Origin of the sequence: Salinigranum rubrum, from assembly GCF_002906575.1 — an archaeon.
Classification (GTDB): domain Archaea; phylum Halobacteriota; class Halobacteria; order Halobacteriales; family Haloferacaceae; genus Salinigranum; species Salinigranum rubrum.
On sequence record NZ_CP026309.1, the window covers coordinates 2989122 to 3009932 of the forward strand.

Consider the following 20811-nt stretch of genomic DNA (forward strand, 5'->3'; position numbering starts at 1 on the left):
GAGTATACTCCCTCTAGCCGGGGGGAGTATGCCGGACCTCAATGTCATACTCAACGTCATAAGGCGAGAGTGGAACGACCCGACGTGGTGGCGACGGGTGACCGTACCGTTCGTCCTCAGACAGCTCCTCGTTCGCCCGTACTTTCGGTACGTGTACGACGACGGCGAGGGGGTCGATATCGCGGCCGAGGACTGGGATAACCTCCTCATCCTCGACGCGTGTCGGTACGACATGTTCTCGGAGCTCAACACCGTGTCCGGGCGGCTGGAGGAACGGCGGTCGCGGGGCTCGAACACCGCGGAGTTCCTCCGCCGGAACTTCGCGGGGGAGACGTTCGGGGACATCGTGTACGTGACTGCCAACCCGCAGGTCGACATCAGGCTCGACGACCCGTTCCACGCGACCGTCTCGGTCTGGGAGACGGCCTGGGACGAGGACCTCGACACGGTTCGACCGGAGGCCGTCGTCGACGCGGCCAGGGGCACCCAGGAGCGCTACCCGAACAAGCGACTCGTCGTTCACTTCGTCCAGCCCCACTACCCGTTCATCGAGGCGGCGAGCGAGAACCGGATCGGGGCGCAGGCGGGGATGCAGCTCTCGCGCCGAATGGCGAACGACGAGACCGCCATCGCGGACCACGACCACGTGTGGGACCGACTCAAGAAGGGGGAGGTGACCCTCGACGCGGTGCGCGAGGCGTACTGGGACAACCTGGCGGTCACGCTCCCACACGTCGAGAGACTGCTCGACGACCTCGTCGGTCGGACGGTCGTGACGTCGGACCACGGGAACCTCCTCGGCGAGCGACCGAGTCCGTGCCCGCTCCCGGTGCGACTGTACGGCCACCCCGGGGGCGTGTACGCGGACGCTCTGGTCCGCGTCCCGTGGCTTGTCGTCGACGGGAACGGGCGAAAGAAGGTCACGACGGGGAGGACTACAGCCACAGACGGGACCGTCTCCTCCGACGCCGACTCCCGGCTGCGAGCGCTCGGCTACGGTTGATTCGAATCGGAGGCCGAGACGGTCTCGACGAGCGGCTTATACGGGCGTTAACGAAAACGCTCGGGCCGGTCGACACGAACGTGCCACCGAGCGACATCGCTCTCCAGGACGGGCAGGTCCGGCGGACCCTCGACGACGCGCTTTCGTGGGCCAGAGAACGCGACTACGCCGGCTGGGATCCGTACGACGGACTCAACAGCCCGCTGTTCTCCCCGGTCGCGCGGAACTGGTTCCTCAGACTCGTCTGCATGCACGGGGTCAACAAGTTCCCGGTCAACCTCCGCCCGCTTCTCGGCGTTCCGAAGCAGCGCAACCCGAAGGGCGTCGCACTGTTCGCCGCGGCGTATCTCGACCGGTACGCCGTCGACGGCGACGAATCCGACCGCGAGAACGCCGAGCGTCTGCTGGAGTGGCTCGAGCGCAATCAGTCGTCGGCGTTCGACGCTCCCTGCTGGGGGTACAACTTCGACTGGCAGAACGCCGAGAAGTTCTTCTTACCCGCGTACAAGCCCTCCATCGTCGTCACGGTGTTCGTCGGGGAGTCGTTCCTCAAGCATTACCGACTCACCGGCGACGAGGAGTCGCTGGCGACCGCACGCGACGTCTGCTCGTTCATCACGTCGGAGATCAACGAGGTCCCCGTCGACGGACACACGGCGTACGCGTACACGCCGTACGACGACTACGTGGTGGTGAACGCCAACGCGCTCGCCGCGGGACTCCTCGCCGCCGTCGGGGCGGAGACGGGCGACGACGCGTTCGTCACGCGGGCGGACGAACTCGTCGACCTCGTCGTCGACGTCCAAGACGAGAAGGGCGCGTGGTACTACTCGGTCCCGGGCGACGACTCGCCGCTCTCGCACGACAACTTCCACACCGGGTTCGTCCTCGAATCGCTCTCGGAGTATCTGACCGTCCGCGACAGCGACCCCGCGGAGCGAGCGTATCAGCGCGGGCTGGATTTTTTCCGGGACAACCTCTTCGACGCCGACGGTGCGCCCCGCTTCGAACACGACACCGCGCTCCCGCGGGACATCCACGGCGCGGCCCAGGCGATTCGAACGCTCGCGCTGGACGGCGACCCGAAGAGCACGCGGCTCGGCCGCCGCGTCCTCTCGTGGACGCTCGAGAACATGCTCGACGACGAGGGCTACTTCTACCGCCGTCGCGGTCGGTTCTGGGACGACACGACGCCGTACATGCGGTGGAACCAGGCGTGGATGTGCTACGGGCTCGGGGCGTATCTACGGCACGTCGTCGCGGGTGAGGCGGTCTCGGAGCGGTCCGACGGGGTTCGGAGCCAGACCGCACCGCGTGGGTGAGCGAGGAGTACCGGACACTCGATTCGAGTCGACGCGGGTCGGTCCTGAGAGACGGACGCGGGTCGGTCCTGAGAGACGGACGCGGGTCGGTCCTGAGAGACGGACGCGGTCCGTCGGCGGAGGCGGGAACAGCGAACGCCCGAACGAGTCGCCGCGAACCGCTACAACCGCTCGCTCTCGACGAGGTCGGCCGCGGCCGCCATGACCTCTCGACGGTGTTCGGTCGAGCGGTCCCACGCGTCGGCGAGCGCCGAGCAGGTCGCCCGCAGGTCGGCGAGGTCCGCCTCGACCTGCGTTCCCCCCGAACGCGGTACGTCTGCTCGCCGTCGGCCCGGCGAACGTACTTCCAGTCGGGGCCGCGAACGACCCGCTCGGGGCCGGCGAGTCGCGCCGTGACGTACGGTTCGGTGTGGTCGCGCGGGTCGAACTCCGCCGAAGTCGCCGCGTCGACCAGCAGGTCCGGCAGCGAACAGAGCGAGAAGGGCTCGGAGACCCTGTCGCGCCCGGCGTTTGCGAGGACCAGCGGGACGCGGAGCGTCTTCTCGTGGGCGTTCCCGTGACCGTACATGCCGCCCTCGCCGAACACCTCCCCGTGGTCGGCGTGGAACCCGAACACGGTGTCCTCGGTGAGTCGGTCCGAGAGGTGACCGACGAACTCGTCGGTGTAGCGAACGGTGCTGCGATACGCTTCGGCGAGCACGTCGCTGAAGAACGAGTCGAAGGGGCCGGGACGGTCGGCGTACAGCCAGGCGTTCGCGGCGTAGACAAGCAGTTGCGACTGCGTGCGGTGGGCCGCGGGGGGAGGTACGGCATGTGCGGGTCGACGACGAACACCCAGCAGAAGTACGGCTCCGACGCGTCCGCGAGCCACGTCTCGATGCGGTCGCTCATCGCCTCCCAGGTCATGAACATGTCCTGGCCCTGCCACCAGTTCACCATCCGATTCAGCGTGCCGCCGCGCTCGACCGTCGTTCCGACGTCCCCCGACGTCTCACTGGGGGTGTCGCCGTCCCCGTCGATGAAGTCGACGAAGTGGTCGAAGAGGTCCTCGTCGAGGAAGTACCGCGACGTCCACGGGTTCGCGGTGAACACCGCCGTCTCGTACCCTCGGCGGGACAGCCGTTCGGGAAGGGTGTCCTCGGCGGCGAAGTGCTGACCGACGAGGTCCCGTACCGAGGACGCGGTGGGGCGTGCGTGGGGGTACCGCCCCGTGAGAAACGAGGACATCGACGCGCGGGTCGCCCCGGCGTTCGCCATCGCGGTCTCGAAGGCGACACCGTCGGCTGCGAGACGGTCGAGGTTCGGTGTCAGGTTCTCGCCGTCGAGGTGCCCGCAGTGGTCTGCCCGCAGGCTGTCGGCGGTCACGAGGACGATGTTTCGTCGGTCGTCCATTCGTCTCGAACCGAGGGGACTACGGGATTTGGTTAGTCGGCAGTTAGACCGACGTCGTCGTTCGACTGTGCCGACGTCATCCGCTGCTGTCGCCTCGTGAGGAACCGCCTCGAATCCGTGCGACGGAGTCGGAGTGTTCGGACGCCCCACGTGCATCGGGCGGACCCCACAGCGCGAGCGGGGCGTGCAGCGCGTTGCCGCCCCGTCGCGGGTCACGCCCGGGCTTACACGGGGCATAACGAAACCGCTCCGGACGGAACGACGCGGACGTGACACGAACGGACGCGACAGCACCGTCCGAGACGGACGTCGTTCGAATTCCCCGACACCTCCTCGAACAGGTCGACGGGCGACTCCCGCACTCGGAGTTCGAGACGCGAGACGAGTACGTCGCGTTCGTCCTCCGTGAGGTGCTCGCTCGCGTCGAGCCCACCGACGACGGGGAGACGGTCGACGAGTCGGAGGTCAGATCACGGCTCGAATCGCTCGGCTATCTCGACTCCTGAGGTGGTCGACACTGTTATCCGGTCTATAATGAAGCGGAACGGTTCTCAACTGGTCGAACAACGCATGAGCGCTCGGAGACGCGAGACTGTCGTCAACGGACCACAGGCCGTGTTGGGCGGGGATGGATGACCGGGACGTCCAGAGAGAGCGAGTCGGACACGTCCCTCGCTGGAGACGTCGTCGTCTCGCTCCTCACCCTCGGGGTGCTCGACGCCGTCGTGCTCTTCACCGACGGGGGACCGGCGCGCATCGTCGCGGCGATGCTTTTAGTGTTCGTCGCACCGGGATACGCGCTCACGACACTGCTGTACGCCACGCGCGAGCAGGTCCCGACCGACCGGACACCGGGCACCGAGAGCGACCGCTCGTCCGTCGGCGCGCGACTCTCCGGGAGTGGACGCGTGGTCCTCTCGCTCGCGCTGAGCGTCGCGCTGGTTGCGCTCGCGGGACTCGTGATGTCCGCGCTCGAACTGCCGTACGAGGTTCGGCCGCTCCTCGGAGCCGTCAACGCCGTCGTCGTTCTCCTGTTCGCGGCCGGTGCCCTCAGACGGTGGCGTGCCCCGCCGAGTACGCGGTACACACTCCCGGTGGGGAAACTGAACCCCGGCCGGCTCGCCGGGTCGTCGTCGACCGAAACGGTGTTGAACGTCGGGTTGGCTGTGGCGGTCATCCTCGGCGTGGGAAGCGTCGGATACGCTATCGCTGCTCCGGTCGACGGAACGACGTACACCGGGGCTCGACTGTTGACCGAGGCGGACAACGGCGAACTCCAGGCCGGCGGCTACAAGACACAGTTCGCTCAGGGCGAGTCAGCCCAGTACGTCCTCGAACTCGAAAACCGAGAGGAGGTCACGGCCGACTACAGCGTCGTCGTCGAACTTCAACAGTTCGACGAGGACCAAGAGACGGTGAACGTGAAGAGCGAGGTGACGCGTCTGAACCGAACGGTCGAAGCGGGTGAGACCGTCCGCATCCGACACAGCATCGAACCGAACATGGTGGGTTCGAACCTCCGGCTGACGTATCTCGTGTACAGAGGCTCGCCGCCGGAGAACCCGACCGTCGAGAACGCCTACCGACATCTGACCCTCTGGGTCGACGTGTCGGCGTAGCGGCGAGAGCGCTCGAAGGAGCGAGGAACAAACCGCATTCGAGGTTCGATATTCGGTCACGTGCAGGGCGAGCGGTGGACGTCTCGTCTTCCGCTGAAGTGGACCGGACCGAGCGTCCCCCACGGCTTCGTCAGTACCACAGCGACGACGACGGACGAGACGAGCGGAGCACACGACGGGACGGCGCGTCGCTCCGGACATCGACGACGAGACACGAACGCGTGTGGCGACCGTGGACGACGGCGGTGGAGCACCGCTCGGTCGACACCGCGAGGTCGTCTCGGCTGTCGTTCCCGTGTGGTCGTATTTCGGTCGCTCGATGGGGTAAGAACCCGTTAATCCGCGAATAATAATGGGCCACGAGCGAGTGGTGAGAGACAGTTGTGTGGCCGACTAGGCACTCTATCGACCTCCCGGGGATGCGGTCCGAGCGAGTGGACGAGACGACCACGCTCACGGCCGGTGCAGAGCGACGGGTCAAACTCGCGCTGACGCTCGGCTTCGTGTCGCTCCTCGGACTCGTTCTCACGCTGCGGGCGGCACCGGCGAACGGATTCGAGGTGTCGATATACGGTTCGACGCCGCTCGTCTTCTGGATTCTCTGGTTCGGCGTGATGGCGCTGTCGTTCACGCTGTTGCTGTACGTCCCCACCGAGAGCACGCTCTGGAGTTACGCACTGCTCCTGGCAGGGGTGACCGCTTTCACGATTCCGGCGCTCCCGTTGCTCCGCGGCTACGAGTTCTACGGCCTCGCCGACGCGCTCGTCCATCTCGGGTACACGCGGTCTATCGCCGCCGGTGAGTTCTCCCCGGACGCGCTCGTCTACCCGGCGAGTCACCTCGTCGCCGTCTTCGCGAGTAAACTCGGCGCGGCAGGGGTCCCGCATTCGATGATGCGGACCGAACTGCTGTTCGTCGTCATCTACTTCCTCGGCATCCCGTTGCTCATCAGGAAGCTGGTGAACGACCGGCGTGCCGTCGCGCTGGCGGCGTTCGCGGCGTTCTTGCTCATGCCGGTCAACCTGGTCAGTACGTACCTCTCGTTTCATCCGTTCACGATGGCGACCCTCTACTTCCCGGTCGTGCTCTACGCGGTCTTCGCGCACATGAAGACCGAGCCCCAGACGGGAGTCGGCCGGTTCCTCTCGATGACGAGTCTCACACTGGTTCTCACCGGACTCTGTCTCATTTCTCTCCACCCGCAGGCGGCGCTGAACGCACTCATCCTCTTCACGGTGATGGCCGGACTACAGTTCTGGGCCCGTCTCCGGGACTGGAACCACCCGCTGACCGAGGCTCGAACGGTCTACAGCGAGGTGATCCTCCTGAACGCCGGATTCCTCGCGTGGAACCTCAACCACTGGCGGCTGTTCGTCGCCGCGAACAACACCGTCGAAGCTATCGTCAACACGCAACAGGGCGAGGCACAGACCGGAGAGGTCGTCGCCAATCAGACGGCTTCGCTGGGCGACATCGGAGTCAGTCCCGCCGAGATATTCCTGAAGATGTTCTCCGTCGAGGCGATGTTCATCGGGCTGGCGAGCCTGCTCGTTCTCCGATACCTCCTGCGGTACCGCAGTGGTTCCGAGACGGAGCTCCCGACCACGGAACTCGCGATTACGACGCTCACTGTCGGCGGAATCACCCTGATCCCGTTCTTCGTCCTGCAGTTCCTCGGCGCGGTCTCGGCGTACTTCTTCAGACACATCGGCTTCGGAATGGTGCTCATCACGCTGTTCGGCGCGCTCGCGCTCTACTCGCTCATCTCCGTCGCCCAGGAGAACGGCATCGGCAGATACGTCCGTCCGGTAGCAGTCGTCGCCGCGGTGCTCGTGCTCGGCCTGTCCGTCGTCACCCTGTTCGGCTCGCCGTTCATCTACAAGTACACCATGCACGGGGACCAACAGCAGATGGAGGGGTGGACGACTTCGTTCGAGAAACAGGTGCCGGACGGTCCGGACGGGGGCCTGAGCGGTGAGGTGTGGTACGGCTCGACCCGGACAGCGACGATCAGGTACAAGCAGGCGGATCAGTCGAAACCCGGGACGAGCTGGTATCCGGGGGTGGTCCGACCGTTCCCGATTCCCACGGGGACGGTCGAGTCCGAGGAGATGGACGATTTGGTTCAACACTACCAGACGGCCGACGAACAGGTGGTCCGTCGTGATCACTACTTCCCCGTCTCCACCATGACCCGCGAACGTGCGGTGATATCGTACCGGGAGTTGCGGTACAGCGAGGCGAGTTTCGAGTCGCTCCACCACCAGCCCCGCGTCCACCGCATCCAGTCGAACGGCGGGTTCACCGTCTACTACGTCGACCTCCCCGACTCCGAGCCGACCGAGAGCGAGCCCGTTATCGGGTCGTGACTGGGTGCGGAGGTCCGGAGAGAGCCCGTGCCGTATTCGCTGGCACTCGCGCGTCTACGGGCGAGCGCGAGCAGCGTCGTCAGACGGCGGTGGAACGGAGACGGGGCCGAGACGGAAAGGCGATTACTGGGACTCGTGCCACCGCACCGCGCGCGCGGCGTGTTCCGAGAGCGGCGCGAACGAGTAGTCGAGTTCGCGCCGGGCCTTCTCGGAGCTGTAGAACATGTGTTGGGTCGCGAGCCGTGCCATGTCGGCGTTGACCGGGAACATCCGGGTGCCGAGCGCGTCGTTGATCCGCTCGACGACCGGACCGGCGGCGCGGACGACCTGAGGCGGGATGCGAACGGCCGGTTCGTGGCCGTCGGCGACGTTCGCGACGACGCCGACCGCCTCCTCGAACGTGAGGTTCTCCCCGCCGAGGATGTAATGCTCACCGGCGCGTCCCCTCCGTCGGGCCGCGATGATGCCTCCGACGACGTCCCTGACGTCGACCACGCTGACGCCCCCGGGAAGGCAGACGAAGAGCTTGGGGTCGCGGGCGAGCGCGACGAGTTTCGCCGTGAACGTCCAGTCCCCGGGGCCGAACACCGACGTGGGGTGGACGACGACCGCGTCGCCACCGTCCTCGACGTACGAGGCGACGCGCGCTTCGGCCTCGGCCTTCGACTGCTGGTACGCCCCGACCGGGGTCGAGACGTCGGACTCGGTCGCCAGTTCGGAACCGGGTCGACCCCTCGTGCCGGCGGTGCTCGTGAACACCACGCGGTCGACGCCGGCGTCCCGGGCGGCTTTCAGGGTGGCCTCGGTCCCCTCGACGTTCACCGAGCGGACGGTCTCGGGGGCGGCGCTCTGGAGGCCGACGCCGGCGAGGTGAAACACGGTGTCGTACGACCCGAACGCCTCGCGGAGCGTCGACCGGTCGCGGACGTCGCCGGTATGCCAGTCGACGTCGAGACCGGCCAGCGGCGCGACGTCGGACGACTCGCGGCGGAGCCCACCGACCCGCCAGCCGTCCGCGACCAGTCGACGGCACAGATGCGTCCCGAGGAACCCGGTCGCGCCGGTCACGAACGCCGTCTCGCTCACGCGTCGTCCTCCAACATCTGCGGCGGGAGGAGGTCGCCGCTGAGTCGAGCGTACAGTCGGTAGCCCGCCTGCATCACGTCCCCCGGCTCCGAGTCGCCATCGCGACGGCTCGGTGCGCCACCGAGCGACTCGGTGATTTCGTCGAGAGCGATCCCTCCGAGCGTCAGTCGGTCGGCGGTGTCGACTCCCTCCGAATCGAGGTACGGGAGGTCCTCCACGCTGTCGACCGCCTCGCGGAGCACCAGGTCGACCGCGCGGTGGTCGCCCGCGAGCAGGAACTGCGACGCGCGCGTGCCGCCGACGTGCGTGTACGTCCCGTCGACCAGCGTAACCACCGGGTCGACAGCGGCAGGGACGGCCCGCATCCCCGAGCGGGGGTTCGTCTCGTTCCCCGCGAGCGCGAGGTTCGCGCTCGCGGCGACGAGCGACAGCTCCGGGTCGGAGCGGACCGTCGGCACGTTGACGACGGCCCGGTCGGCGAGGGGCGCCGGGAGGTCGACTCTGACCGGTTCGTGCGCCGCGGGAGCGACCTGTGTGGTCGCGCTCTCGTCGTGGAGGTCGACCACGTCGACGTCGTGTCGCTCGACGACGCTGGAGTATCCGATCCACTCCGCGGTCTGCCGACCGGTGTCGTCCGTACTCGTGACGCCGAGCGCGACCGGGGCGTCGGTCCGGTCGCGGAGTTCGGCGACGACAGCGTCGACGACGTCGGGGTTCGTCACGAGTCCAGTGCTCGGGTGGAACGGGTAGTGGACGTCGGGGACGACGAGCACTCCGTCGGGGGACCACCCGGTGTCGAGTTGTCGGTCGAAGAGCGTCGAAACGGTGGGACGAATCGTCTCGCGGTCCAGTTCTGGGAGGACCCGGCCGCGGACGTCCGTCACCGGGGACCACTCCTGAGGGGTCGAGTCGCGTCGTCCACGTCGTCGAACCAGTCGGCGTCGTCGGCCATCTCGTACGCGCTCCGGACGAGTTCGACCGCCCGGAGGCCGTCCGTCCCGTCGACCGGGGGGTCCTCGCCGCGTCTCACAGCCTGACAGAACGCCGTCAGCGCGTCGTGGTGCGCGCGGTAGTAGTACGACGGGCCGAAGTACTCGGGGTCGGCACCGACAGAGCGCTTGACGACGTTCTCCGCGGCAGTGCGGGCGGCGTACGTCATGAAGCGGTCGGGGACGAACGAATCGCTGTGAAGCGTGTCGGTGATGCCGTCGAGTCGGAAGTCCATGTTCACGTCGGGCGGTCGCTCCCACTGGAAGAAGCCGCAGTTCAGCACCGCCGTCGTTCCGTCGCCGTTCGTGGCGACGACCGTCGCGGTGTCCTCGTACGGCAGGTCCAGTTGGCGGTCGAGTTCCGCGTGTTCGACGGTCAGGTCGCCGAAGAACCACCGAAGGGTGTCGAAGAGGTGGACGCCGAGGTCCATCAGCGCGCCGCCGCCGGTCGCGGTCGGGTTGACGTGCCACCCCGAGGCGATCTCGGCGTCGCCGGCAGGCGGCGAGTCGAACGGTCCGTCGTTGATACGCCTGATGGTCGCCAGCGGGACGTGTCCGAGTTCCCCGGCGTCGTACTTCGTCTTCAGCTCCCGTATCTCGGGGTGATACCGAACCGTGTGGTCGACGCCGAGGGAGACGCCCGCGCGGTCGGCGCGCTCGACGATGGCCTCCGCCTCGGCGGTCGTTCTCCCGAGCGGCTTCTCGACGAACAGGTGGCACCCGGCCTCGACCGCGGCCGTCGCGGCGTCGAGGTGGAGGAACGGGGGGACGGCTATCACGGCGATATCGACGTTTTCGACCGCGAAGAGGCGCTCGTACTCCTCGTAAGTGCGACAGCCGGTCAGTCGCTCGGCCCGGTCTCGGTTCGCGTCTTTCGGGTCCGCGACCCCGGTGACTGTGACACCGTCCATCGCGTGGGCGGACTGAAGGTGAACCGTCCCGATGTGGCCGGCACCGACGACTGCCAGTTCCATCGCATCAGTCATCTACAAATCACTCTTGTCTCACACGGGCGGCGCACCGTCCTTAGTTAATGTTCTATAAAACGACAAGTTAACTGTATTTTATCGTATCGAACCGGACTCGGGCGTCGCTCACGCGTCGTGAGAGTCGGCGACGTCCCACGCCCGGGGCTGGAAGCCAGTCCCGCCACTGGCGTGTGCGTCACGGAGGGCAGACGCCGCGTGCTCAGATGTCACATCTCGTATGGGTCGGGAGAGAGACGGCCGCAGCGAACGTGACGTGCGGCGTCTGGCCGCTTCAGGCGGATTCGTACGCCTCGACGAGTTGCGTGACGACCCGTTCCCAAGAGTAGCGCGTCTCGATGAGCGAGCGGTTTCGACGGGCCATCTCCTGTACCGTCGTCGGCGAGGCGACGAGCGATTCGAGGGCCGCCGCGAGCGCGTCGTCGTCACCGGGTTCGACCAACCGGCCCGACCGGTCGTCGACGACCTCGGGGATCGAACCGACGGTCGTCGCCACCGCCGCGTTGCCGCCGGCCATCCCCTCCAAGAGCGCAATCGGGAGGCCCTCGGCGTACGACGGGAGAACGTAGACGGAGCCGCGTTCGAGAAGCGCCCGCTTTCGCTCCTCGGAGACGTATCCGTGGTAGGTCACGCGCTGATGTTCCTCAGCCAGCGACTCGACCAGGTCGGAGAGCGGCCCGTCGCCGGCGATGTCGACCCGGAGCGAACCCCGGTCGTCGGCGAGGACGGAACCGAGCGCGGTGACGAGTTCGCGGACGCCCTTCCGTTCGATGAGGTTCGAGACGAACACCACCCGCGGCGTCGAGGGGTACTGGGGTCGTACTCGGCCGGGTCGACCGCGTTCGGAACCACGCGGATCTTCGTCGGGTCGGCGCGTCTGGACACGACGCGCTTCCAGTAGGTCGAGAGGACGATGACCTCGGTCGCCGCGTCGAACACCGCCGACTGAACCCGTCCGACGAGCGGTGACGCGTCGGCGACGAACTCGTCGAAACTCGACCCGTGGACGTGGACGAAGACGGGCCGTCGCCAGACGTACGTCCCGAAGAGGACGTAGAAACTCCCACGGTAGAAGGCGAAGCGGTAGGAGGTGTGGACGTGAACGACGTCCGGTCGACGGCGAAGGGTGAACCGGAGCGCCGACAGGAGCGTCCAGAGCAGCGTCTCCACGTAGAGGAGCGCTCCGGTCGACCGCCGTTCGGGAACCGTCGTGTGTGTCCGGGTTCGGTAGTCGTCGGGGAGCCGGGTTACCTGGTCGTCGATGTACTGTGCGATACCACCGACGCCGCTCGGACCCACGACGAGGACCGCTTTCTCCGTCGGCTCGGGCGAGTGCGAACGCTCGTCGGACGCCTCGCCGACCGGTGACGCACCCGCGTCCGCCGGGGCCGAGTCGCCGTCCACGAGCGTCGACCTCGAATCGCTGCCCTGCACGGACGGGAGTAGTCGTGACCGAGGGTTTGTTATACGGGAATTAGCGCGCAGAACGAGCCACTCGGGAGCCTCCCGGACCCGACTCGGGGAGTAACACGTCGGTAACAAAGCCGTTCGTCCACCTGCTGTGAGACGAGTACCTGATATGACCGGAACCACAGCCGAGGGCGCGTTCGTTCTCGGCCTCGACGGCGTTCCGTGGGAGCCGCTCACCCGGTGGGTAGACGCGGGGCTGCTCCCGAACGTCGAGCGGCTGTTCACCGACGGGGCCGCCGGCCCGCTCGAGAGCACGGTGCCGGCGAACACACCCATCGCGTGGCCCTCCATCGCGACGGGCGCCCGGCCGGACACACACGGCATCTACGAGTTCATGCGGCTCGACGAGGAGTACGGCCAGCAGCCCTACACCAGCGACGACCGACGGCAACCGCCCCTGTGGGATATCGTCACGCCGGCGGCGGTCGGAAACGTCCCGATGACCTACCCGGCCTCCGAGATCGACGGACAGATGGTCACGGGGATGATGACGCCCGAGTCGGCTAGCGGGCAACGCTTCGCCCGCCCGTCAGCCCTTGCGACGGCCATCGAGCGGCGACTGCCGGAGTACCAGGTCGGCCTCGACTGGAAGGAGTACCACGGCCGCGAGGAGGAGTTCGTGTCGGCACTCCGGTCGCTCGTCGAGTCGCGGCGCGACCTCCTCGACCTCATGCTGGAGCGGGACGACCCGGAACTGGTGTTCTTCGTCTTCACCGGCCCGGACCGACTCCAGCACCTCGTCTGGGACGAGGCCGTCCTCAAGGAGCAGTACCAGTACTTCGACGGTATCGTCGGCGACGCGATAGACTACTGCGAGGCGAACGATTACGCACTGTTCGTCGTCTCCGACCACGGGTTCGGCGAGATCGACTACCACGTCAACGTCAATCGGTATCTCCTCGAACGGGGCTTTTTCGCCGAGGAGGGAGACGCGGGCGTCCGCGGGCTGTTCTCCCGTGCTGGCGTCTCGAAGGATCGGGTGACGGACGCGCTCGAACGGATCGGAGTGACCGAGGACCTGTTGGTCGACGTCCTCCCGCAGTCGGTCCTCCAGGCGGCGGCGACGAGGGTTCCGGGTGATCACTCGCTCTACGACATGGACCCGACCGGGACCCAGGCGTTCCTCCACGGGCTGGGAAGCGTGTACGTCAACGACACCGAGCGGTTCGCGTCGGGAACCGTCGACCCGGCGGACGTCCCCGCGGTGAAGACCCGACTCGTCGAGGCGCTCCGCGGACTCGAAGACCCCACGACGGGTCGACCCGTGCTCGACGTCCACGACGGCGTCGACCTCTACTCGGGCGACGAGTTCGCGCCCGACGTCGTGATCGACGGGCGCGAACGGTACCGCGTCACGCCGGACCTCGCAGAGGAGACGTTCAAAGAACCGACGGTGAAGGTCGCCGACCACCGTCCGGACGGGGTGTTCCTTGCGAAAGGACCCGGAATCGAGCCTGGAAGCCGCCCCGAGGACGCCACAGTCGCCGACGTCGCCCCGACCGTGTTGCACCTGATGGGCGAGGCGGTACCCGCCGGTGCTGACGGGCGGGTCCTCTCGGAACTGTTCGAGGCGGGGTCGGACCCGGCGGAGAGAGCCGTCGAGCAGACGACCTACGACCGGGAGGGTGGCGACGCGGGCGAACGCGCTCGCGACCACGAGGACTTCTCCGAGGTCGAAGGGCGGCTCCGTGGACTCGGCTACATGGAGTGAGCACCTCGACTCTCGGGAGCGCCTCGGAAACCAATTCTGAGATTCCGGTAGGCCCGAACACATCGGCCGTCCCCGAACTCGTGGACTGTGGACTCCGATCGGGAGAAACCAGCGCGGCGGTGTGTTTCACACGTGCTTCGGAGGCCGGTTCCGGGAAATGACGGTGTTTTACACCGTCAGCGTTCTGCTGAGATCTCGTTAATTGTTTATTTATATCCCTGAACTAAACATACCTGTGTCGCCAACTTTCTCTGTTTTCATACCCAGGTTATCAGACGAAATGTTTTGGGGGTCACCCTTAAATCCGACATCCGGGTCAAGAAAGGTGCAATGGCACGCGACCCAGCGGGCAACCGCTCTGCGGAGCGGCGGCTCCACGATGACGGACTGATCGGCCGACGGACGTACCTCAAAGCAGGTGCGGCAGCGGTCTCACTGACACTCGGCTCGGCGGCGGTCGCCGGGGCCGCGATCGAACGGCACGGTATCAGTTTCGACCGGACGGTCGACCTGGTAGCGGACTTCGGTGCTGACCCGACCGGAGGCGTCTCGATCGACAGCGCGCTTCGGAAGGCGGTGCAGACCGGGACGCTCGTCGTGCTGCCGGAGGGCACCTACAAGCTGACGAGCACGTTTACCACGAGCGCGGAGCGGTTCGGTATCGTCGGAGACGGCGACGTGACGCTCGTGCCGACGGGCTTCCGCGGGAAGTTCATCGACCTCTGGCAGTCGGACGAGTTCCTCTTCGAGGGAATCGACGTCGACGTCAGGAACAACCGGAACACGGGGCTGAAAGTCTACTGTCGGACGAAGTTCCACGTCGAGAACGTCGAGTACCTCGGTCGGGGCGGTCGGTCGGGACAGGCGTTCAACCTCGGCCTCCACGACGAGCGCGGCGTCGGTGTGCTCCGGAACGCACGGGTGAAAAACGGCGGTTACATGGACCTGTACGACGGCGGTGACGGTCGGATCGGTATCTGGTCCGGCTGGGCGAACAAGGGCACGCTCCGCGTGCTCGACTGCGACTTCCGCGAGTTCGGGAACAACGGCCTCTACACCGGCCGAACCCCCGGAAACATCCAGGTGGAAGGCTGCTACTTCGAGAACAACAACGTCTCCTCGGTCCGTATCTCGGGGCGGGGAGCTGGGTGAAGGACTCGACGTTCGTCATCGACCACGCGCGGTACGACGGGAAGTGGATCGCGACCGACAAGGCGTTCAACACCCGCGCGATCCGCATCGACCAGGCGAAGAACGGGGAGACCATCGGCTCGTATCCGCCGAAGACGGAGCCGACGGACCCCTCTCGGCCGGCGGAGGAGCGTGGCGCGCTCATCGAGCGGTGTGACATCCGGGTGCTGAACACGCTGTACGACCGGAACATCCGGGGCGCGATCTGCATGAACGCGGCCTCACAGAGCGCGACGATCCGCGACACGTACATCCAGATGGACGCGGGGCAGGCACCCGCGGTGTACCGCGTCAAGCCCGGCTGGAACTTCCGCGACGACCAGGACACCCCGCCGAAGCCACACTGGGTCCGGCTCGAGAACGTCACGATCAACGGCTCGACCGACAACGGGGCGGCGGTCCGTGTCGAGTCGGGCGACGACACGGTCATCACGAACTGCTGTATCCACCAGACCGGGTCGAACCGCAACGGAATCGTCATGAACGACACGGCCAACGCGCGCGTCGAAGACAGCAACATCCGCGTCAGCGGCGAGGCCGTCGTCAGCCGGTCGTCGGACGTCTCGACGCAGAACCTCACGTCGAGCGACGCGTGTCCGATTCCGGACGTCGGCCGCGGCTCCAGCGGGTCGCCCTCGGACGGCACTGGTTCGCCCGGAGACGGATCGGAGACCGGTACGGAACACGAACTGCTCGTCCGCGCCGACGCCGGCGCCGACGTGTTCAGCTACACCGTTCGCGTGAGCGGCGCCGCCGAACCCGTACTCGACGGCACCTACCGCGCCAACGGCAACGAGGAACTGGTCACGAACGACGACGGCTCGACGACCATCACCGGCACTGTCGGCCTCGGCGGCGGCGACACCTTCCGGTTCGACGGGACGGTCGTCTCCGCGGAGCTCAGCGGGCCCGGTGCCGTCTTCGTCGACGACACCGAACTCGACCTCTCGACCCTCGACGGAAAGGACGAGAACACCGACGGCTCGACCGGCGGCGACTCGGGTGGCTCGGACGCGAACACCGAACACGAACTGCTCGTCCGCGCCGACGCCGGCGCCGACGTGTTCAGCTACACCGTCAACGTGAGCGGCTCCGCCGAACCCGTGCTCGACGGCACCTACCGCGCCAACGGCAACGAGGAACTGGTCACGAACGACGACGGCTCGACGACCATCACCGGTACCGTCGGCCTCGGCGGCGGCGACACCTTCCGGTTCTTCGGCGACGTCAGCTCCGCGGAACTCAGCGGGCCCGGTGCCGTCTTCGTCGACGACACCGAACTCGACCTCTCGACCCTCGACGGGAAGGAAGAAGACGAGAACACCGACGGCTCGACCGGCGGGGGCTCGGGTGGCTCGGACGAACCGGCGTACGACCACGAACTGCTCGTCCGCGCCGACACCGGTGCCGACGTGTTCAGTTACACCGTTCGCGTGAGCGGCGCCGCCGAACCCGTGCTCGACGGCACCTACCGCGCCAACGACAACGAGGAGCTGACGGTGCACGCCGACGGCTCGACGACCATCACCGGCACCGTCGGCCTCGGCGGCGGCGACAGCTTCCGGTTCGACGGGACGGTCGTCTTCGCTGACCTCGGCGGCCCCGGCTCCCTCGCCGTGGACGGGTCCGACGTCTCGCTCGCCGAGGTCGGCCCGGACCACCGTCTCGAAATCGTCGGCGTCCCCGACTGGCCGGCGACGTACGAGTTCACGGTCGACGGCGAACTGTTCGCGGACCTCTCCGCGTCGGGCGCCGAGGAGAACGTCTCCGGGTCGAGCGCCGAGGGTTCCGTCGGCGAGGACCCCGACGCGTACCTCTTCAACGGCTCGATCACCGACTTCAGGGTGGAGGGAGACGCGGGCGTCTACCTCGACGGGGAGCAGGTCGACCCCGACGCGCTCGACGCCGGCACCGACCCCTCGCTTCCGAACCGCCTCGTCATCGAGAGCGCCGGCGGCACCTCCTCGTACGAGTTCGAGGTGAGCGGCAACGCGGAGAAGCGGTACCGGAGCGCGACGGTCGAGACGGCCGACCTGACCAGCGGTGGCTACATCAGCGGGTCGGTCGACGGCGACGACGTCGACGCGTACGCCTTCTCCGGTGACATCGTCACGATGAACGTGACGGGGTCGGGATCGCTCACGTTCGAGGACCTCGACGGATAACACGAGACATCAGGAGGAGCGGCCCGTCTCCGGCGAGACGTAAATCGCCTGCGGAAACGACGGAATAACGAAGCCTGACCACGAAGCTAGTGGTCGTAATGACAGCCCCCGGCGACTCCCCGCTTTCCCGCCGACGCCTCCTCCAGGCGCTCAGTGTCGGCGGCATCGCGAGCCTCGCAGGCTGCGGTCTCTTTACAGAGTCGGAACCACCTAGCGACTCGTCACCCGCGCCGACTCCGACCGCCGCCCCGTCGGCGGCGACCAGCGGTGGACCGGCTGACATCCCGTTCGACCGGACCGTGAACCTCGTCGACGACCTCGGCGCGAGCACCGACGGGTCGGAACCGATTAACAGCGTATTAAGCGACGCGCTCGAACGGGGTACGCGAATCGTCGTTCCGGGTGGGACGTACGCGCTGGACGGACCCATCGACGTGTCGAACAGACGGGTCGGGTTCGTCGGCGACGGTGATGCCGTTTTTCGGCTTCCGGAGGGCTTCACCGGGAAGTTCCTCCGCGTGAACGACGTCGACGCCTTCCTGTTCCGCGGTATCGACGTCGACATGCGTGGCGACTGCCGGGGCGGAATGCAGGTCCGGTGTCCGACGAAGTTCCACATCGAGGACGTGGAGTACGTCGGCCGCGGGGGACTCACGGGGCAGGCGTTCAATCTCGGCGTCACCCAGCCGCGGGGGACGGGACGTCTCGTGAACGTGAGAGTCCCACACGGCGGGCATCCCGACCGCTACGACAGCCCGAACGGGACGCCGGGAAACGGTCGGATCGGCGTCTGGGCCGGCCTCGAACACGAGGGCACGCTCCGGGTCGAACAGTGCGAGTTCAGCGAGTTCGGCAACAACGGCATGTACACCAGCCGGAACCTCGGCAAGGTCCAGGTCCTCGACTCGCACTTCGAGAACAACAACGTCAGCAGCATCCGTCTCAGCGGGAAGGGGAGCTACGCCCAGGGGTGTACGGTCACCATCGACTTCCGCCGCTACAACGGTCCCGCGCTGACCGACACGGAGCAGGGGTTCAACCCGCGGGCGATCATGATCGACGGCGCGAACGCGACCGAGGGCGTCCCTCGCCAGAAACCGGGCGCGGAGATCCGAAACTGCGCGATCAGGCTCAAACACATCCCACAGGGGTCGGTCGTCCAGTCGGCCATCGAACAGAACCCGGCGGCGCGGAGCCTGCGCGTCCGTGACACGCTGATCGAGATCGATCTCGAGCGGACGCCGGCGGTCAGACGTGCGCGGCCGGGGTCCGGTCCGATCGCGTGGCGGCCGCGCCGCGACGTCCCTCCCAAGCCCCACTGGACCCGGCTCGAAAACGTCACCGTCACCGGGACGGCGAGCAAGGGCTCGGCGATCGAACTCAACGGGGCTGACGGCTCGGAACTCGTCGCCTGCCAGGTGAAACAGCCCGCGGGGGCTCGGAACGGTGTCTCCCTCAGCGGGTGTGAGAACGTCGCCGTGGACAAGGGAAACTACGTCACCGGCGGGTACCCGTTCGTCATCGAATCGCTGCCCGAGGGCGGCTGTTCGCTCCAGATACGGAACCCACCGCAACTCACCCCGAAGGGGTCGGAATCGGAGTCGGGGAGCGTCCACCAACTCGGTCCGGTCGAGTCGGGGGACACCTGTGCGGTGACACGGGAGTTGCTGGAGGGAACCGGCTCGTCGACCGTCCGCATCACCGGGATCAGGGACGGGAACGTCTTCGGGACGACGGGGAACTGACAGTCGGACGAACCGGCGACCACGCGTCGCGTCGACCACGGCTCTAATCCGGGTATAACAATGGGCGTTTAGCCAGCATCCGTGAGCAATGGGTTCGCCGTACCATCCGGACGTGTCGAGGACGTCACCCGCGGCCGGTGTCGACTCCGTCCGCGGGACCAGTCCACCCCCCGTGGAACCACCAACCGAGCGCGAGTCCCGAGGTGACAAGCCGTGTTGGACCGTCTGAAACAGCTGTTCGCGGACGCCTCCCCGTCCGGCGGAGTCGCAGAGCAGGCGATCAAGAGCGGGATGTGGGTCATGTCGATGAACGTCTCCGACAGGCTCCTCCAGCTCCTCCTGACGGTCATCCTGGCGTCGCTCTTGACGCCCGCCGACTTCGGGTTGATGGGAATCGCCCTCCTCGGACTCAGTTCGCTGCGTCGCGTCTCGAAACTCGGACTGGACGAGTCGCTCATCCACCAGCACGAGGAGAACGTCGACAGGTACCTCGACACCGCCCTGACGCTGAAGACGATTCGGGGCCTCCTCATCGTGGTCTTCCTCTACGTCGCAGCGCCGTTCATCGCGGGCTTTCTCAACGAACCGCGTGCCACCGACGTCGTTCGAGTCGTGGGGGTCTCCCCGCTGCTCATCAGTCTCCACAACCCCGCCGTCGTCTACTTCAAGAAGAACCTGGACTTCAACTTCCAGTTCCTCTACAACGTCAGCGGGTCGCTCGCACGTTTCGCCGTCGGACTTGGCTGGGCGCTCGTCTTCCAGAACGTCTGGGCGCTGGTGTTCGGCTTCCTGGCTGCCGACGTCGCCCGTTTAATCGTCTCGTACGCCGCCCACGACTACCGACCGTGGCCCCGGTTCAACCGCGGCCGCGCGAAGGAGATGATCGGCTACGGCAAGTGGATCACGGGCTCCTCGCTCGTGTACTTCCTCTACAGCGAGGGCGACGACATCATCGTCGCCGTGTTGCTCAGTTCGACGGCGCTCGGCTTTTACCGTCTCGCGTACCAGCTATCGAACGCGCCCGGAACGGAGGTGTCCGAAGTCATCCGTGACGTCACGTTCCCCGCGTTCTCACAGGTCCAAGACGACATCGAGGCGCTCAGACGGGGCTTCTTCCAGTCGTTGCGGCTCACGACGCTCGTCTCGTTCCCGATGGCGTTCGGCATCGCGGCCGTCACGCCCGTGTTCGTCCGCGCGTTCCTCGGGACGAAGTGGGTCCCGATGATCACGACGATGCAGATACTCGCCGGTTACGGCCTCCTCCTCTCCGTCACGTCGTCGTACGGCTCCGTGTTCAGAGCCGTGGGGCGGCCCGACTACGGGACGAAACTCGGGGCGACCCGCGTCGTCCTGATGGCGATACTCATCGTCCCGGTGACGATGCGGTTCGGCATCGAGGGGACGGCGGCGCTCGTCGTCGGCCTGTTCGCCTTCCCCATGTTCCAACTGGACACCTATCTGCTCTTGAAGTGTCTCGACACCACGTGGACTCGGGTCCTGCGTGAACTGATCTACCCGTTCGTCGCGGCCGCAATCATGGCCGGAGCCGTCGTCTACACCGACCGGATGCTGACGCTGGACCCCCTCGCACTGGAGTTCGGCGTCCTCATCCTCGTCGGCGTCGTCGTGTACACCGTCGTCGTCTCGGCCCTCGAGTTCCAGTTCGACTGGGGGATCGAACGGCAACTGCGGACGATGGTCGACACCGTGTTGAACTGACCCGTTTAAGCGACCTATTACAAACCCCCGAAGGCGTCCATCAC

15 protein-coding genes and 3 pseudogenes are annotated in these 20811 nt (G+C 66.8%); 11 read left to right on the forward strand and 7 right to left on the reverse strand.

Annotated features, from left to right (window positions below; genetic code table 11):
- The first annotated feature begins 28 nt into the window (after nucleotides 1-28).
- From C2R22_RS14715 to C2R22_RS26420, 3 genes are all read left to right on the forward strand, one after another.
- Complete coding sequence (locus C2R22_RS14715) at nucleotides 29-1003, forward strand: alkaline phosphatase family protein (protein WP_103426427.1); 975 nt, start codon at nucleotides 29-31, stop codon at nucleotides 1001-1003.
- An 80-nt stretch (nucleotides 1004-1083) separates the two neighbouring features.
- Nucleotides 1084-2325, forward strand: a complete 1242-nt coding sequence (locus tag C2R22_RS14720) for a prenyltransferase/squalene oxidase repeat-containing protein (protein ID WP_216824739.1) — start codon at nucleotides 1084-1086, stop codon at nucleotides 2323-2325.
- A complete protein-coding gene (locus tag C2R22_RS26420) occupies nucleotides 2322-2885 on the forward strand; it encodes a hypothetical protein (protein WP_162562308.1) in 564 nt (187 codons plus the stop codon). The genes C2R22_RS14720 and C2R22_RS26420 overlap by 4 nt, the downstream gene beginning before the upstream one ends.
- A gap of 2 nt (nucleotides 2886-2887) precedes the next feature.
- On the opposite strand, the pseudogene C2R22_RS27505 reads toward C2R22_RS26420, so the two are convergent.
- Nucleotides 2888-3253: pseudogene (locus C2R22_RS27505) on the reverse strand (hypothetical protein); the annotation flags it as partial.
- Nucleotides 3160-3954, reverse strand: a pseudogene (locus C2R22_RS27510) (sulfatase-like hydrolase/transferase); the annotation flags it as partial. The pseudogenes C2R22_RS27505 and C2R22_RS27510, both read right to left, overlap by 94 nt.
- Nucleotides 3955-3986: 32 nt before the next feature.
- Between C2R22_RS27510 and C2R22_RS14730 the strand changes: the two are divergent.
- The 3 genes from C2R22_RS14730 (at nucleotide 3987) to C2R22_RS14745 (ending at nucleotide 7705) form a co-directional block, all read left to right on the forward strand.
- Nucleotides 3987-4223 (forward strand): hypothetical protein, encoded by a 237-nt coding sequence (locus C2R22_RS14730; RefSeq protein WP_103426429.1) that lies wholly within the window; start codon nucleotides 3987-3989, stop codon nucleotides 4221-4223.
- A gap of 126 nt (nucleotides 4224-4349) precedes the next feature.
- Nucleotides 4350-5336 carry a DUF1616 domain-containing protein gene (locus C2R22_RS14735; RefSeq protein ID WP_103426430.1) on the forward strand — a complete coding sequence of 329 codons (987 nt, stop codon included), beginning with the start codon at nucleotides 4350-4352 and terminating at the stop codon, nucleotides 5334-5336.
- Between the two features lie 434 nt (nucleotides 5337-5770).
- A complete protein-coding gene (locus tag C2R22_RS14745) occupies nucleotides 5771-7705 on the forward strand; it encodes a hypothetical protein (RefSeq protein WP_162562512.1) in 1935 nt (644 codons plus the stop codon).
- 123 nt (nucleotides 7706-7828) lie between these two features.
- Here C2R22_RS14745 and C2R22_RS14750 read toward each other — a convergent pair whose 3' ends face one another.
- From C2R22_RS14750 to C2R22_RS26435, 5 genes and pseudogenes are all read right to left on the reverse strand, one after another.
- Nucleotides 7829-8791 carry an NAD-dependent epimerase/dehydratase family protein gene (locus tag C2R22_RS14750; RefSeq protein WP_103426433.1) on the reverse strand — a complete coding sequence of 321 codons (963 nt, stop codon included), beginning with the start codon at nucleotides 8789-8791 and terminating at the stop codon, nucleotides 7829-7831.
- Nucleotides 8788-9675: a DUF362 domain-containing protein gene (locus C2R22_RS14755; protein ID WP_103426434.1), complete on the reverse strand. Its 888-nt coding sequence runs from the start codon at nucleotides 9673-9675 to the stop codon at nucleotides 8788-8790. Before C2R22_RS14755 ends, C2R22_RS14750 begins: the two co-directional genes overlap by 4 nt.
- On the reverse strand, nucleotides 9672-10766 hold the full coding sequence (locus C2R22_RS14760; RefSeq protein WP_103426435.1) for a Gfo/Idh/MocA family protein: 1095 nt from the start codon (nucleotides 10764-10766) through the stop codon (nucleotides 9672-9674). The genes C2R22_RS14755 and C2R22_RS14760 overlap by 4 nt, the downstream gene beginning before the upstream one ends.
- A 274-nt stretch (nucleotides 10767-11040) precedes the next feature.
- Nucleotides 11041-11559 carry a glycosyltransferase family 4 protein gene (locus C2R22_RS26430; protein ID WP_321169864.1) on the reverse strand — a complete coding sequence of 173 codons (519 nt, stop codon included), beginning with the start codon at nucleotides 11557-11559 and terminating at the stop codon, nucleotides 11041-11043.
- Nucleotides 11560-11651: 92 nt separating this feature from the next.
- Nucleotides 11652-12461: pseudogene (locus tag C2R22_RS26435) on the reverse strand (glycosyltransferase); the annotation flags it as partial.
- Here C2R22_RS26435 and C2R22_RS14770 point away from each other — a divergent pair.
- From C2R22_RS14770 to C2R22_RS14790, 5 genes are all read left to right on the forward strand, one after another.
- Entirely contained in the window at nucleotides 12346-13947 is a 1602-nt protein-coding gene (locus C2R22_RS14770; RefSeq protein ID WP_103426436.1) for an alkaline phosphatase family protein, read from the forward strand. The pseudogene C2R22_RS26435 and the gene C2R22_RS14770 overlap by 116 nt on opposite strands.
- A 330-nt stretch (nucleotides 13948-14277) precedes the next feature.
- Complete coding sequence (locus tag C2R22_RS14775; protein ID WP_103426437.1) at nucleotides 14278-15099, forward strand: glycosyl hydrolase family 28-related protein; 822 nt, start codon at nucleotides 14278-14280, stop codon at nucleotides 15097-15099.
- Entirely contained in the window at nucleotides 15096-17303 is a 2208-nt protein-coding gene (locus C2R22_RS14780) for a hypothetical protein (protein WP_103426438.1), read from the forward strand. Before C2R22_RS14775 ends, C2R22_RS14780 begins: the two co-directional genes overlap by 4 nt.
- A 98-nt stretch (nucleotides 17304-17401) precedes the next feature.
- Nucleotides 17402-19048 carry a pectate lyase family protein gene (locus C2R22_RS14785; RefSeq protein ID WP_103426439.1) on the forward strand — a complete coding sequence of 549 codons (1647 nt, stop codon included), beginning with the start codon at nucleotides 17402-17404 and terminating at the stop codon, nucleotides 19046-19048.
- Nucleotides 19049-19261: 213 nt separating this feature from the next.
- Nucleotides 19262-20767 carry a lipopolysaccharide biosynthesis protein gene (locus C2R22_RS14790; RefSeq protein ID WP_103426440.1) on the forward strand — a complete coding sequence of 502 codons (1506 nt, stop codon included), beginning with the start codon at nucleotides 19262-19264 and terminating at the stop codon, nucleotides 20765-20767.
- Nucleotides 20768-20811 lie beyond the last annotated feature (44 nt).

What these genes read in the sequence shown, in the direction of transcription:
- C2R22_RS14715 (WP_103426427.1), top strand. Translation starts at nt 29, where the DNA reads ATGCCGGACCTCAATGTCATACTCAACGTCATAAGGCGAGAGTGGAAC.
- C2R22_RS14735 (WP_103426430.1), top strand. Translation starts at nt 4,350, where the DNA reads ATGACCGGGACGTCCAGAGAGAGCGAGTCGGACACGTCCCTCGCTGGA.
- C2R22_RS14760 (WP_103426435.1), bottom strand. Translation starts at nt 10,766, where the DNA reads ATGACTGATGCGATGGAACTGGCAGTCGTCGGTGCCGGCCACATCGGG.
- C2R22_RS14770 (WP_103426436.1), top strand. Translation starts at nt 12,346, where the DNA reads ATGACCGGAACCACAGCCGAGGGCGCGTTCGTTCTCGGCCTCGACGGC.
- C2R22_RS14775 (WP_103426437.1), top strand. Translation starts at nt 14,278, where the DNA reads ATGGCACGCGACCCAGCGGGCAACCGCTCTGCGGAGCGGCGGCTCCAC.
- C2R22_RS14785 (WP_103426439.1), top strand. Translation starts at nt 17,402, where the DNA reads ATGACAGCCCCCGGCGACTCCCCGCTTTCCCGCCGACGCCTCCTCCAG.